Source organism: Spirosoma spitsbergense DSM 19989 (genome assembly GCF_000374085.1).
Lineage (GTDB): Bacteria > Bacteroidota > Bacteroidia > Cytophagales > Spirosomataceae > Spirosoma > Spirosoma spitsbergense.
This window is the reverse complement of record NZ_KB893533.1, coordinates 49668-64318: the sequence shown is the minus strand read 5'-3', so window position 1 is coordinate 64318 and position 14651 is coordinate 49668. Positions and strand designations below refer to the sequence as shown.

At 53.5% G+C, this 14651-nt stretch carries 10 protein-coding genes; 5 read left to right on the top strand and 5 right to left on the bottom strand.

Annotation, left to right across the window (positions count from 1 at the left end; all coding sequences use genetic code 11):
• Positions 1-2: 2 nt before the first annotated feature.
• From B157_RS0113930 to B157_RS0113920, 3 genes are all read left to right on the top strand, one after another.
• Positions 3-941: a hypothetical protein gene (locus B157_RS0113930; RefSeq protein WP_157618441.1), complete on the top strand. Its 939-nt coding sequence runs from the start codon at positions 3-5 to the stop codon at positions 939-941.
• Positions 942-964: 23 nt separating this feature from the next.
• Positions 965-1549: a hypothetical protein gene (locus tag B157_RS0113925; RefSeq protein ID WP_020603926.1), complete on the top strand. Its 585-nt coding sequence runs from the start codon at positions 965-967 to the stop codon at positions 1547-1549.
• A 331-nt stretch (positions 1550-1880) separates the two neighbouring features.
• Positions 1881-3209 carry a chloride channel protein gene (locus B157_RS0113920; RefSeq protein WP_020603925.1) on the top strand — a complete coding sequence of 443 codons (1329 nt, stop codon included), beginning with the start codon at positions 1881-1883 and terminating at the stop codon, positions 3207-3209.
• Between the two features lie 266 nt (positions 3210-3475).
• On the opposite strand, the gene B157_RS39740 is transcribed toward B157_RS0113920, so the two are convergent.
• From B157_RS39740 to B157_RS0113895, 5 genes are all read right to left on the bottom strand, one after another.
• Positions 3476-4075 (bottom strand): hypothetical protein, encoded by a 600-nt coding sequence (locus B157_RS39740; RefSeq protein WP_020603924.1) that lies wholly within the window; start codon positions 4073-4075, stop codon positions 3476-3478.
• An 87-nt stretch (positions 4076-4162) separates the two neighbouring features.
• Positions 4163-4477: a hypothetical protein gene (locus tag B157_RS39735; RefSeq protein WP_020603923.1), complete on the bottom strand. Its 315-nt coding sequence runs from the start codon at positions 4475-4477 to the stop codon at positions 4163-4165.
• A gap of 284 nt (positions 4478-4761) precedes the next feature.
• The gene (locus B157_RS0113905; protein ID WP_026308689.1) at positions 4762-5310 is read right to left on the bottom strand and encodes a bestrophin-like domain; all 549 of its coding nucleotides are present in this window, start codon (positions 5308-5310) and stop codon (positions 4762-4764) included.
• Between the two features lie 64 nt (positions 5311-5374).
• A complete protein-coding gene (locus B157_RS35370; protein WP_020603922.1) occupies positions 5375-6637 on the bottom strand; it encodes an arsenic transporter in 1263 nt (420 codons plus the stop codon).
• Positions 6638-6771: 134 nt separating this feature from the next.
• On the bottom strand, positions 6772-8031 hold the full coding sequence (locus B157_RS0113895) for an MFS transporter (protein WP_020603921.1): 1260 nt from the start codon (positions 8029-8031) through the stop codon (positions 6772-6774).
• A 1726-nt stretch (positions 8032-9757) separates the two neighbouring features.
• On the opposite strand from B157_RS0113895, the gene B157_RS0113890 reads away from it, so the two are divergent.
• Together B157_RS0113890 and B157_RS35365 are read left to right on the top strand one after the other, a co-directional pair.
• Complete coding sequence (locus tag B157_RS0113890) at positions 9758-14014, top strand: two-component regulator propeller domain-containing protein (protein WP_020603920.1); 4257 nt, start codon at positions 9758-9760, stop codon at positions 14012-14014.
• A 104-nt stretch (positions 14015-14118) separates the two neighbouring features.
• Positions 14119-14651: NHL repeat-containing protein (locus B157_RS35365; RefSeq protein WP_483852516.1), on the top strand; the 533-nt coding region annotated here is incomplete at its 3' end.

Below are 14651 nucleotides of genomic sequence, written 5' to 3'. Positions count from 1 at the left end.
CCATGCGATTTGTTCACCCATCTGTTTTAACTGCCTTTTTCTGGTTGCTAAGTCAGTTAGTGGCTTCTGGTCAATCGTCACTGGATTCGCTATTAACCACGTTAGTTACCAATAACCCCTATTTGCGGGCGGGCCGCTCATGGGTAGACTCCTGTCAGGGGGTGAGCAGGCTACCTGATTCCGGAACAGCTTTAGGTAGTCTATGCCCGTCGACAGCCAGCAAACCAATCTGCCAGTCACGTCAGGAGATGGCAATCAGCTACCAGGCGTTGCACCTAAAGATTTATCGGCAAGCCAGACTGACGGGCCTTGAGTTAATTTACCAACGAAAACGACTGGGCGAATTTATTAACCGCCAGCAATTAATTCATCAATTTTCAGAGGCTCTTTTGTGGCGTAATCTAACGACATTAACCAATTTGGGCGAATCTGAAGTGAGTACCCTATTCCTGGCACTAACCGAAAAGCGTTCTCAAAAAGAGATTGCTATATGTCGACTACAAGAGGAACTGGATAAACTAAACGGGGGTCAACCAATCAGTGTGCCCGATACGATCTACCCCATTCTGCCACCGGCGAACGTATTATTTGGTGGGTCTAATGTCTCCAGTTTTATTTACCCAACGTATGAGGAATGGCGGGATCGATATATACTTCTAAAAAGGGTACTGAATCTGTACACCGATTATTTGAAGACAAGGCCATCCTTAGGGTCCATGATTTGGGAAGTAAGGATGGGCCAATTAACCCCCAAAGGCTTTATCGCTCATTTCGGCAATGTCAATGAGTTAATCGATTCGCGCATGCGAACGGAGCGGGATTTGCACATTGCGGCAACCTATTTACTAGGCTACGTACGAAAGCCATCTCAGTTATTGCCGGTGTCTATAGGTGGCAAGCAGAAGCGTCTCACAGCTAACCCGTTGATTAATAAGCGCTGAAGGTAAATCAATTTATCTACTCTATGGTCATTCAGCAGCGGAAAACCTGTCAATTAGGTAACCAGACACTGGTTCAGTTTGGTAAATGGAGCATCCTTTGGGCATTGACCTTGCTGAGCTGTCAGTCAACAAACCTTCAGGTATTACGGTCACCGCATGAGTTAACGAGTACCTTGGGGCAGTCGTGGGTAAAAACATTCCGGTCAAAGCCCCGTAAGCATCAGGTGCTACTAATTGATCGAAAAAACCATCACTGGTGGCTACCGGCTGAATCCGTCTGGGGCTACCAGACGGATAAGGGTGCAAGGTACCGTCTTTTAGGGGATGGTGAGTATGAAGTGATGCAAGAAGGCCCCCTGATAATCTACCGAAACCACCCCTGGGGAATTTCTGCCGGAAACTATTACTATTTCAGTTTAACGCCCAATAGTGCTATTTATAATTTAAGTAAGCGAACCTGTCGGAAGGTTTTTAGCCAGGACGGTTGTATGCTGACCTTACTGAATCAAATGCAGACGGGCCGGTTACTTGATACCGATGCCTACGGTTCTTACGGATTGGTCAACGCCTATGCCTATTGTCATTTTCGGCACTTAACGGGTCAGTAGATGAACTCACCGGGTACCTGCCCTCTCACTCATCGGCTATTCGCTGCTGAAGGCTGATAGACGAGGCAACGTTAATTAGACTTGATGTAAGTTGATATTCAGGCATTTACAAAATTTGTAACCGCTTAGAATTGAATAAAATCTTCGAGAAAAGATTAGCTGCGCATTTAAGCGATTCTCTGGCTTTTTAGACTGATCAAAATTTGGCCATTTCTTTCAAGTCCTTGATAATGAACTTACATCAACTCTATTATACGCAGACAGTTATGTTTACTACTGCCTGACTGATTGAATTAGCCAATCAACTGATCTGTATATGAGTTAAAAGTACATGCGCTTAAACGAAGAAGTAGTACTCTTTTTTACAGTCCTTAAATGGCTTGTTCTATCCACGTTCATTGGCTGCGTGGTTGGCCTGGCTGCTTCAGGGTTTATCACCTTTATTCACTATATAATTGAAGCCGGCAATCGCTACGAACATGTGTTTTACCTGTTGCCGCTGAGTTTCTTTTTGGCCAATGTAATCAGCCTGTTCGTGTTCAAAAACCACTTGGGAACGGATGCCTTGATTGCTGCCATCAATAAAAACCACGGTCGGGTTGAGGGTAATTTTATCCCCACCAAAATAGTCAATGTGTCGCTGATTCTGGCTACGGGCGGCTCGGCGGGTAAGGAAAGTCCCTGCGCACAGATCGGGGCGGGCATTGGTAGTTTGTTTGCCTCACTATTCCGGGTGGACAATGTGGACCGGCGGAAGATGGTGCTTTGTGGATTCTGCGCGGGTTTCGCCTGTGTGTTTGGGGCACCCATCGCCGGAGCACTCTTCGGCATCGAGATTCTGGCGGTCGGCGTTATTTTATATGATGTATTGTTGCCTGCTTTCGTCGCTTCCCTGACGGCCTATCAGGTGTCGTCGGCACTGGGCATAACCTTCTTTTATTACCCGCTAAACTTTGTTCCTGCTTTCGGGCAGGACTTTTTTCTACGGTTGCTGGCGGGGGGTATTTTCTTTGGGCTGATTGCCTACGCCCTGATTGGAGCAATCCGGCGGAGCACCGCATTGACGGCGGGCCTTGCCCTCTGGCGACCGCTGAAAGGGCTGCTGGGCGGTGCGGTGCTCGTGGGGTTGACCTTACTGTTTGGCCGCGATTACCTTGGCCTGGGCCTGAGTCTGATGGAGGGTTGTATCAAAGGTAAACCCGTAGTGGCGTATGCCTTTCTGCTCAAAGCCCTGTTTACAATCATCACCCTAAGCATCAGCCGTAGCGGCAGCGTCATTACGCCGATTTTATTCATCGGAGCCACGGCAGGCAGCTTCTTTGGCCATCTTACGGGGGGCGATCCGGGCACATTTGCCGCAATAGGCTTTGTGAGCGTCCTGGCCGGGGTCACCAACGCCCCGATTTCCACCAGCATTCTGGCCATTGAACTGTTTGGGACAGGGGTGGCTCCTTACGCGGCCGTATCGTGTGTAATCAGCTTTCTGTTATCCGGTCACCGCAGCCTGTATAGCAGCCAGATTCTGGCCATCAGCAAATCACAGGGACTGGCGGTGGAGTTAGGTCGTGAAATACAGGATACCCAAACCATTAGCAAACCCCTTCGCTTTAGCGGTTGGACCCGGCTCCGTTGGTGGTGGCGCAGGCGGCAACGCTCATAACACTGCTCATGCCGATAAACAAGTGATTAACGCCGTACACTAAACTCCCTCGAAAAGCCGCTCCCTAGTCCTGCTGGCGCGGCTTTTTGATGCGGTGATTATTTCGGTACAGTCGGTTGGAAAGGGAATAAAAATCCTATTTCACTCCCCCTTTACAACCTGGCCAGTCTCAGCCGGAATCGGAGGTTTATCTGGACGGTTTCAGTAATGGCTTTACATAACCTATATCCATTGAAAGTTCCCTGACTGGTATTTCAGGAGTTTGTTTATCGTTTCGTCACGGGGCGCACAATTTCGTTGAGCAGAATGGTCAGATCGTTATTCATCAGCCGGATCTCGGTTTCCATCTGTCCCAGCATAGCCGCCCGGACCGTCAACTCTTCGGCCGTGTACGTACCGCTTTCACCAAAATAAGCCACCTCCCCAGGGGTGTGAGACCGTGCTTTTTTGGCCCCCGCATCCAGTGATACCAGCAATTCCCAGCGGTTGCGCAGGGCGTCTGCCTGCGAAAGATTACTGGTAGACTTTGGCTGGTTAAGGTAGTACCAGACCAGGGGCGCAAATACAATCGATGTTTCGGGCCTGGTCCAGATGTCGCGTAGCGGGTTTCGCGCATGACCATACTCCGCTCTTGGGAACCTCTGGCGGAGGGCCAGTACACCTAGCCCGCCTTCTCCTACACCACCGGCAATATGAAACCAGTCGGCGGTACGCGGTAGTTCGTGCAGGTTCAATAGACTGGCCCCAATAATAGCGACGGTCCCGATTGTAATGGCACTGATGGTCATGCGTTTTTCCCGAACGTTTTCCCGCCGGGTCAGCAGGGTAGCCGTCAGGGTGGCCCGCTTGGTATCACAATCGACCAAAGCAGCCGCGGTAGCGATGTCAAAACTGGCGAGTTGAAGTTGGTCGGATAGTTTCTGCCGCAGGGTCAGGTAATCGGTAGAAACTGGCTAACCGGGCTTTTGCTGTTGTTCCAGGCGGGTTAGCTGCTCCAATACGGGAGTCAACTCCACGGCCTGCCCCATACCTAGCCCCCGTTCGCCGTAGCGATGCCGGAGCAACGAGTCATCGGGCGATCCGACTACAAGCTTGATGGGGTGAAAGACGTAGCCCGACATGCCGCTGGAGTCGATGACGCAGTTGTCGCTGGCTACCCGACTCAGGGTAGAACTAGCCTGCCGACTCGACAGGCAATTGGTGAACGAGATAGCTAGGAAAAGCCCGACGGCCGTTAGCTGGATGGAATGAACGTACCGTGTTCGCATGGTTCGATAAAGTAAAACGTTATGTTATTGTTGGGTATTTGGAGTAAAAAAAAGGGGTCTACTACCCGGCCAGTAATGGACCATCTCATATTGCACCGATTCGAACGCGCTGGCATCGACACTGGAACTGCCCCGGAACGAATGTTCATGGCGGCTGTCAAAAACAGCAGTGAGCCCAGCAGCAGCGCGATCAACGCCGTCAGAGCGGTTTGGTGGACGAGGATATCCGCCACGAAAAACCAGGAAATAGCCACGTTGATCAACGCTCCCAGATTAGTGACCCATCACAGCACTTCGGGCAGATCGGCCTGATCGCCCCGTAACCGAAAACGGTGAGCAATGAGCAGTTCATTGAGTTGATTGATGGCCTGTTCGAGTACCACCTGCATCCGGTGCGTAGACGGAACAAAATTGAACAGAGGATTTTTGAACGAACGGAGAATTTTACTGCTCTCCTGAGGTACCCGGCCTTGATGATGGGCGGTCCAGTCCTGCTGAATAACGGATTGAACGTACGCCTTTAATTCCTCCTCGTAGGGCGGTTGGTAAGTAGCCATGTGCTGATACAGGGCTGCGGTAAGGGTGGCTTCTTCATCTACCTGACTCGACAGGGATTGGAAGTTACGCCACACACCGGCCGCCACCAGACCCAGCAGAATGCCGTAAATGACACCCGAAGACCCAAGAACATAACTCACCAGATCGTTATGTTCGGCTGGTGACATCGCGCGGGACCTAACCCAGGGGCCAAGCAATAGCCAGCCAGCGAGAACAGCAGGGTGGCTCCGCAGCAAAAAACGAAGAACAGCCAGTTGGGCAGGGTATAGATCCATTCCATGAGTAGCGCCGGTTAACGAAAGTGATAGGCTGGTTTGAGGGGAGCGTACTGCAGGCTGGTCAGCCAGCGTACCAGTGGTAAAGCCAAATGACGCCCAGGGTACACAGTAGGGGGATGGTCATCACCAGGGCACCCAGTTGGAGGAATGCCCACGCACCGACCGACTGCCCCTCCCGTCGTAGCGCGACCAGCCAGAGGATGGTGGCCAGCGAACCTGTTACCGACAGGTTAGGGCCCAGGTCGATACCAATCAGGATGGCACTTTTAATGACTTCAGGTACCGCCCCGGCCTGCACCACCGTACCGGCAATGAGTCCGGTGGGCAGGTTGTTGATCAGGTTACAGGCCAGGGCCACCCCGAGGCCGCTCAGCCAGGTGGTTTCGGTAATTGAATGCGCTGTGCTTGTGCGCAGCAGGGTAGTCAGGGTTTGGATGATTCCTGTGGTGGTCAGGGCTTCGACCAGCACGAACAGACCGGCCACCAGGGGCAGTACCCCCCAGGAAACATCCCGGATAACGTTCCACGGACTTTTTCGAGCCCGAGCCAGCACCAGCACCGACGTAAGAATACCCGTAATGGCTGTGGGTAAACCCAGGGGCACTTCAAGGGCGGAAGCAACCAGCAGGATCAGGGCCGTAATACCAATTCCGATGAGGGCCAGCCGCCCACCCGCCGACAGGTGGGGTATGGGGTTGTCCGTTTCGATGGTTTCGGTTAGCGCGTTCCGCTGGGTAAAGCGCAGCATCACGAACGTAACCGCGATGGATACGACCGAGGGGATGGTGTATTGAGCTAGCCAGGCCAGCAGTGGGGGCATGTGCGTGCCGTAAATGACCAGGTTGGCCGGGTTGGAGATGGGCAGCACGAACGAGGCTGCATTGGCAATAAAGGCACAGATGAACAGGTAAGGCAGCGGATTTTTGACCCGGGCGGCTTTGACGGCTGCCGCTACAGCCGGAGTCAGCACCACCGCCGTGGCATCGTTGGACAGGAAAGCGGTGACGACTATTCCCACCAGGTAGATCAGCCCGAACAGGCGCCTTGCCGACCCGTTGGCGCGTTTGGTGGCGTGGGCCGCCAGCCAGTCGAATAGCTTTTCGGCCCGGGCAGTTTCGGCCAGCAGCATCATGCCCGTCAGAAACAGGTACACGTCGGTACCGTTGGTGATCCCCACCAGGCTTTCGGCCGGTGTGATTAGGCCCAGTACGACCAGCAGAATAGCGCCCGCCATGGCCCAGACGAATTCCGGGATGTTGAAGGGACGGATGATGACCCCCGCAATGGACAAAAAGACAATAAGCCAGATAAAAATAGGATGCATCAGGACGTAGTTTGTGCGAATAGGATCGGGGAGAGGATGGGATTGGCCTGCGCGGTTATCATCTGGTCAGTGAATGCCGCCCAATTCAACGACCCCGGTTGCCGTTCTGTTCCCCGGCCTGAAGGCTATGGGCATCAGGCCGGGGCCAGCGCAGAAGAGCCGGTGGTATCGCAGGCCGATTTGAGGATAGTGGCAAACCCCAGCCACAGCAGGATGGATACCAGCGCGAAACTGCCCAGAATTAGAAACGTCGTTGAGTAACCAATCTGCTGGGCCATCCAGCCTCCAATGGCCGGACTCAGGGAAGCCCCTAGGCCCTGTACTGTCATAACGGCACCCTGCCCGACATTGACCCGCCCGGTTCCGTTGAGCAGGTGGGCCACCATACCCGGTACCGCCACACTCTGAAGACCTGCCCCGATGCCATCCAGTATCTGCACGGGATACAGGCCAACCTGATTGGTCAGGTAAGCCGCCATGAAACCGCGCAGCGGCAGGGCCATGAAGGAGATGAGCATGACCAGCCAGAAGCCGCTCTTCTCGGCCATCCGCATGGCCAGCAGGGACACAACGATCATGGCCAGTTGGGCAATGATGATCGTCATGGCCACAAATTCGGTGGCGTTGCCCGTGTTTTTGCTGGCAGCTGCCAGTCCATACAGGGGCAGCATGGCCCCGTTGCCGAGGTGAAAACAGGCCAGAGCGGCTGCCAGCAGCAGCAGGGGTTTGTTTTTGAGGAGTACCTGAAAGCCGTTGGCGTCGGAGGTGCCACCGGTATTCTTTTTTTCGGGTAGTCCCCGGGCGGCATCATCGTCAATAGCCTCGCTGGGAATCAGCAGGACCGATATAATAGCTAATACCCCGAATAAGGCGGCCAGGATAAAAACGGCCGGCATGCCATAGCGCATGCCCAAGTAACCCGACAGGGCGGCACCTGCCACATTGCCTGCGTGGTTGTAGGCCTGATTGTAGCCGTTTTGCCGATTAAATCCTGCTTGCCGTACCATGCCCAGGGTGATACCCACCACCCCCGGCCCAATGGCCGAGCCGGCAATGGCAGTGGCTACCTGCGAGACACTGACCAGCCAGAAATTTTGTGACAGCAGGATAATACCCGAGGCCAGGGTGGTAAACAAAGCCGCCACGATTACGTACGTCTTTTTGCGTTTAGTGGCGTCGATAAGGGCTCCGGCGGGGGCCGTCATCAGCATTCCTGCTACCCCGCCAATGGTCATGACGGAACCGATCAGGCCACTTTTCCAGCCGTGGGCCAGCAGGAATATACCCAGAAAAGGACCAATGCCCGCCTGTATATCGGCCATGAAAAAGTTTAGGGCCTGAAGCGGCCAGATACCCCGGGGTTTGTTTGGACTATCGGCTGGTGGTTGAGTCATGCGTTATGCGTTCTTGATCGGAAGTCGTGCTAAAATAAAGGCCTAGGATGGGCTGTAACCGCTGCGGATTGACCCGTCTCCTGTTGACAGGGAAGGCATTTTACCCTTTTCATTAGATATTATGAATCGGGTCTGTCTGCCCACCGATCATGAAAAACAATGCCATGATCGAACTGTCCAAACTAACAGCCTGATTGGTAAGTGTGTTTAGAAAAAAGCGTACGGACGCCACGTGCCGGTTGTTGGTACTTTTACTCACTTGTGGGGAAGTGGTGTGATTCTGTTCAACAGATAACCAGTAGACCCGATAGTTCATACGGCCACCAACCGCCTTACGTCCAGTGCATGACCCACGGGAAGATAGCTGATGGACTATTTTTTTAATCAGAAAGATTCTCCCTGCCTTGGCTCAGCGGTGAAGAAAAGTAAGGCTATCCGTTTTGTCCCTTCCTTGATAGACGAGTGTTCAATAACCCCGGCAGGTCATAGTACAGACGGTTAGTGGTCTGATAGCAGTGAGGTACGTCCCTGTTTTACGAAGATCTGCCTTAGGTAGTTACCGTAGCTACACGTTAGTTACGTCCTGGTGTTGGGTTTCCGTTAAGTTGAAACGTGATCCAGTCGGTTCATAGTTGCCTGATTTGATGACCCTACAAATTTACCGGCGCTGCATGAAGACGAGCTGAAGAGGAGATTAAATTTTCTTCAGGATTAGGATTGACCCGGTCGAACCGATCCGGTAAAATACATGTCCCGGAACTGGTGATTTTGGGCCGAAGTGTAGCACGAGAAAAGCCCAACGGCGGCCTCACAAACTACTGTGCAGATACATTCTTTCGATCCAGTAGCCTGCAAGTAGTGGAAGGGGCTGGTCACTTTATTTAGTGCTCAAGAATTATAGTTTACAATATTGCCATTCCCAGTTGTCCCGATCCGAACTGGAGGTTTGAGTGAACGATTTTCAGCATAGTTATTACTGATACAAACCATTCATTGATAGCAAAATAGCGAGTCCATTAAATAACCTCAGATATCCTTTTATTGACCGAAATGGCCTGATGAATAAGGGGGAGAGCTATACGGAATTAAACAGGTAAGTTGCGTAAAGAAACACGATGCAATCTACATCAGAAGCTTGACGAAGGTTGTCGAGCTATTTTTTGCCTTAAGGAAATAAGGCAGTACTGTACCAGCGAAAACACTAGTTTTTTTATCCAGCAGCCATTGACTCGATCACTTGCGCTTTTGACTTTGACAGCGTTTCATTACACGCCATTGCTTGACTAGTTCACCTTGCATATAGTTCGCTTGTTCGGGACCGGGCCGCCGATTCGATATAGTAATCACAACGGATCAGCGGCCCGATTTGATTGGTTATTATTCTTTATCGCTTGCTAAAACCGATTTCCTGGCGGCCGCGTATATGATAATAATGCCTCGGCCAAGCAATGGATTCTCTGCTCCGGTAATTGAATTTTATCGTCCGAATTTCCCGCTCAGCCAGCGTATTTTCATACGAATCATATTGTTCAGTAATACTGATGACAATCTGGCTTTTCCCAAGTAAACCAGTGTGCTCATGACGGCAATGTCAAATGTCACAGCTACAGATCGTCCTGGTTTGAATGGTGAATTAAGTGCTGTCTTGTTTTGTTTTGACATGCACTCCGGGTTTAGCTCTCAACGATTTAGCTTGGTCAGTAAAGGGTTGGCCTGCGTAATAGCCATGATGCTCTGTTTCTCTACGCTGGCACAAACCCAGCCTGGTGCGGCCCAACCCTACGCGGCTTCGGTGAAACACTATGGCCCCGAGCAGGGCTTGTCGCATCGGGAGGTAAACGCCATTTTTCAGGACCGGCAGGGCTTTATGTGGTTCGGCACCAAGTTGGGGCTTAGCCGCTTCGACGGTCAGAAGTTTACCACTTACACTAAAGAGCGGAATGGACTCGGTTTTGACGATATACAGTCCATTGCCCAGGATGCCGACGGGATTCTATGGCTCATGGGACCTTACGGTCAGTCGCATATCACCCTGTTCAATCCACTGACCAACAAGGCAATTTCTTTTAACGACAAGTTTGGGAAACAACGCTCCTCAACTTTATTCGATTTCCCCCAGCGCCTGCTCAGCAGCGCAAGCGGTACCGTCTTTTTTACAAACAATCAACCCGCCCGTTTACTATCATACCACCCGGCATCGGGGCTGCGGTCCGTTTCCCTGCCGCAGTTTAAGCAACTGGTCGTCTTTCGGGCTACTGCCCGTAATACCGTTTGGGCCGTTGCGGATGACAAACATCTGCTTGAACTAACCCTGGATGGGCGTATCGTGCATCAGTTTGACCATTCCCTGGGGTCGATTAGCATCTGTTTTGGGCAGCAAAACGCCGGTATTGAATTTTTCTATTTTATCCCTTACCCGGGAAAGGAATCATCTGATGTGTTTTATAGCGTAGACGAGTTGGGTCAACGGCGAGCGTGGCCACCATCCCTGCTGAATTCGCTCAACCGACCCCTTTATCCGATTTGTTACGCCTTTGACCGTACTGGCTTAGTGTGGGATGGGATGAGTTTGCGGGATTCGACCAGCCGAGCCGTTCTGACCATTGCCCCTCAGATACCCGGTGTGCCGGTTACTAACCGAAGTTTTTTCCGTGACCGGAATGGACTGTTTTGGCTGGGGACCAGTTTTGGTGTCTATCAGGTCAAACTGGCTAAAAATAATTTTCATCGGTTATTTTATCAGGAAACCGATAAGGGTGCCAACATGGCTCCTATTCGGGGCATTACCGTAGCAGGCAATCAGGTCTTTGCCAATCTGGAGAACACAGGGCTGTACACCACCAACTGGCTGGGCGGTCCACCAAAGAAATTGCCCCTACTAGCGACTAATCCTGCCAATGCCCGCGCGTACGGGTTAGCGCGGGATGAGCAGGGGACCCTCTATGCCAGCATCAATGATCAACTCGTTCACTACGCCCCACCTACCGGAGCCCGTTCTAGTGTAAGCCTTCCTTATGGGTATATTCTGTGGACCCTTCACCCATTTGGTCCGGACCAGTGGCTTTTAGGTGGTCAAACTGGGCTTCTGCTGTTTGACACAAAACGGGAGCAGCCACACCCATTTACGCAGTACAATCAGTTTACCGAACTGGCCCAGGCCCATATCCTGCACATCGCTCCCGACCGGCAGGGGCTTTTCTGGCTATGCGCCAGTACGGGCTTATACACCGTAGATCCGAAAAAAGGCGTAACGGCCCGGTACTGGAGCGGGGGAGAGGGCCGTTTGTACCTGCCCGCCGAGAGTTATCAGCATTTTTACCAGGACTCCCGGGGTATTTACTGGCTGGCTACGGCCAACGCGGGACTCATCCGGTGGGACCGTCGGCAAAACCAGCATCGGCAGTTCCGGCGCAGCGAAGGCTTATCCAACGACAATATCTACGCCGTGTATGCCGATAAGCGGGGCCACCTCTGGATGAGCAGCGACTATGGCATCATGCAGTTCGATCCGGCCCGGTTTACGACCCGGTCTTACTTTGTGGAGGATGGCATTACCAACAACGAGTTCAACCGGATTGCGCATTACCAGGATAAGGCCGGCCGGATTTATTTTGGCGGACTCAATGGCATTACGGCCTTCGATCCCCGTGATTTCCAAACCCAGAAACCAGCCGCCGGGCTACCCCTGCGCATTACGTCGTTTCGCCAGTACGACAATGCGACGGATACGTTCATGGATAAAACGGATGAAGTGGTCAGGACGAATACTATCACCATTCCACCCGGTGACCGTTCCAGTGTGCTTGACTTTGCCCTGCTCAATTACGCCAACGCCGAAAAGAACGTCTATGCCTATCAGCTTACCGATATTGATACCGAATGGAACTACCAGACGGAATCCTCCCTGCGGTTGAGTAACCTACCTTACGGCGACCATCGGTTGTTGATCAAAGCGCAGGCCGCCGACGGGCAGTGGTCGGGCAACACGCTGGCGATAAACCTGCTGGTAGTGCGGCCGGTTTATATGCGCCCCTGGTTTCTGATAGGCATGGCTCTGCTGGCAGGAGCCGGTATCTGGGCGTGGCTGCGATGGCGGATCTGGCAGCACCGGAATGAACAAATCAGGCTACAGCGGGAGATTCAGCTAGCCACCGCCCGTATCGAGGCCGACAAAGAAATCATTGAGCAGCAGGCCCGGGATTTGCTCCGGCTCAATGAAGTCCGCTCCCGGTTTTTTGCCAATATTTCGCACGAGTTCCGTACACCCCTTACGGTTATTCTGGGTATGGCCGCCCAACTGGAGAATTACAAGCCGACGGCACCACAACCTGTGGTTCGGAAGGCCGCCGGGCTGATTGAACGCAGCGGGATCAATCTGTTGCGGCTGATCAACCAGATTCTGGACCTGTCCAAACTGGAAGCCGGTGAGATGCAGCTGCGCCCGGTGCAGGCCGACTTGGTGGGCTTTGTCCGGTACGTGGGCGAATCCTTCCAGTCGCTGGCTCAGGCCAGGGGTGTTCAATTGCATTTTCTGTTGGCGGAAGCCCCCTGCGAAGCGGATTTTGATCGGGATAAACTGCAGGATATCCTGTCCAACCTGCTGACCAATGCCTTAAAGTTTACCCCCGAGGGCGGGCATATCTACTATCAGTTAAGACTGCTGGATACCTGGCAGCCCCTGAGCGCACAGGGTTACTACGAGGAACTTACCCCTACAGTCTATGTGGATGGCCCCCGGCTGGATGGCCCCCGGCTGGATGGCCCCCGGCTGGATAGCCCCTGGATTCAGTTCAGTGTCAGGGATACCGGACCGGGTATTAGCCCGGCAAGCTTTCCGAAAGTCTTTGACCGATTTTACCAGGAAGATACTCAGTCGGCTTCATCGGTTAGCGGTACCGGCATCGGGCTGTCGCTGGTGCGGGAACTGGTGCTGCTCATGCACGGTGGACTGGCCGTCCGAAACTGGTCCGGCCGGGCCACGAATGGCCTGGAGGGGTCTGTACAGGGAGCCGAGTTTGTGGTCAGTATACCGCTTACCCATGAGGCTCAGCCAATCCAGGCCGGACCTGCCGGGGAGCCGGTGCCCGCAGCGATACTGGTCAGCCCAGACCCCATGCCGTTGAGCGAATCAGAACCGGCATCGTCCGGCAATGGGCCCGTGCTGTTACTGGTGGAGGATAATGACGATGTGGCCGACTACGTTCAAACCTGCCTGGCAGCCGATTACCGGGTAATTCGGGCCGAAAACGGGCAGGCCGGTATTGACCTGGCCCTGGCGAATATACCTGACCTGATTCTGAGCGACGTGATGATGCCCCTCAAAGATGGGTTCGAACTGTGCGATACACTCAAAAACGACGAACGCACCAGCCACATCCCCATCGTACTGCTTACCGCCCGGGCAGCTGTTAGTGACCGGATGGCCGGGTTACGGCGCGGGGCCGATGCCTACCTGGTCAAACCCTTTCTACGGGAAGAATTACTGCTTGTACTGGGGAACCTGCTCCAGACCCGGCGGCAGTTGCAGACGTACTACAGCCAACTGGCGCTGGGCGGCATCCCGCCGGGCCACGCCAGGCAGGGCATCCGGCTGGGTGGCACCCAGCCGGATGCCCTGCCAACCGAAGCAACTCCGGCTGCCGTGGTGGATGCCCTGGAAGATACGTTTCTGACGAAGCTCCGAACCACGGTAGAAGGGCAATTGGATAACCCCGAACTTTCGGTAGACACCATCTGTCTGCAGTTGGGTATGGGCCGAACTACCCTTCACAATAAAATGACGGCGTTGACGGATATGTCCATCAGCCGCTACGTGCGCACCCTGCGTTTACGAAAGGCGCAGGCGCTATTAACCGTTTCGGCACTCAACGTTTCGGAAGTGGCCTATGCCGTGGGTTTCGATAATCCAAAATATTTTAGTCGGCTATTTTCCGAGGAATTTGGCATTTCGCCCGGCAATTATCGCCAATCGGCTAGGGGCTGAACAATAGTGCACCTTTTCGGAACAATAGTGCACCTTTTTTAAATCGGATCCCCCTACTCTTGCAGGGCTGTTTTATAGCCACTAACCCACTCAGCGTACGGACTATGCACTTACTTTCTACTTTGTTCAATAACACACAACCCACTCAGGGTTTCTTCCTGGGCTCGGTCATCCACAGAAGCCCGCAGCGGCAAGACTCCACTGGGCTGGCTTCCGGCTCTCGTGCCCTATGTATGTTGCTGGTCCTGATCAGCCTGAGCGCGTGGGCCCAGTCGAGCACTAACGGCACCACCGTAGCGGGGGGCAATGGAGCAGGCTCCGGCGCCAATCAGTTGAATAAGCCTACTGGTGTATATGTGGACGGGGCTGGGGCGGTCTATATGGTCGACGAGTCCAACCACCGCATCCAGAAGTGGGCGGCCGGGGCCACCAGCGGCACTACCGTAGCCGGGGGTAATGGAGCAGGCTCCGGCGCCAATCAGCTGAATTCACCTTTTGGCGTATACGTGGACGGGGCCGGGGCGGTCTATGTGGCCGATAGGGGCAACAACCGCATCCAGAAGTGGGCGGCCGGGGCCACCAGCGGCACCACCGTAGCGGGGGGCAATGGAGCAGGCTCTGGGGCTAATCAACTGAC

Bases quoted from the DNA above. Each gene is read 5' to 3' on its own strand.
- B157_RS0113930 (WP_157618441.1), top strand. From the start codon at position 3: ATGCGATTTGTTCACCCATCTGTTTTAACTGCCTTTTTCTGGTTGCTA.
- B157_RS0113925 (WP_020603926.1), top strand. From the start codon at position 965: ATGGTCATTCAGCAGCGGAAAACCTGTCAATTAGGTAACCAGACACTG.
- B157_RS0113920 (WP_020603925.1), top strand. From the start codon at position 1,881: ATGCGCTTAAACGAAGAAGTAGTACTCTTTTTTACAGTCCTTAAATGG.
- B157_RS39735 (WP_020603923.1), bottom strand. From the start codon at position 4,477: ATGCGAACACGGTACGTTCATTCCATCCAGCTAACGGCCGTCGGGCTT.
- B157_RS0113905 (WP_026308689.1), bottom strand. From the start codon at position 5,310: ATGGATCTATACCCTGCCCAACTGGCTGTTCTTCGTTTTTTGCTGCGG.
- B157_RS35370 (WP_020603922.1), bottom strand. From the start codon at position 6,637: ATGCATCCTATTTTTATCTGGCTTATTGTCTTTTTGTCCATTGCGGGG.
- B157_RS0113895 (WP_020603921.1), bottom strand. From the start codon at position 8,031: ATGACTCAACCACCAGCCGATAGTCCAAACAAACCCCGGGGTATCTGG.
- B157_RS0113890 (WP_020603920.1), top strand. From the start codon at position 9,758: ATGATGCTCTGTTTCTCTACGCTGGCACAAACCCAGCCTGGTGCGGCC.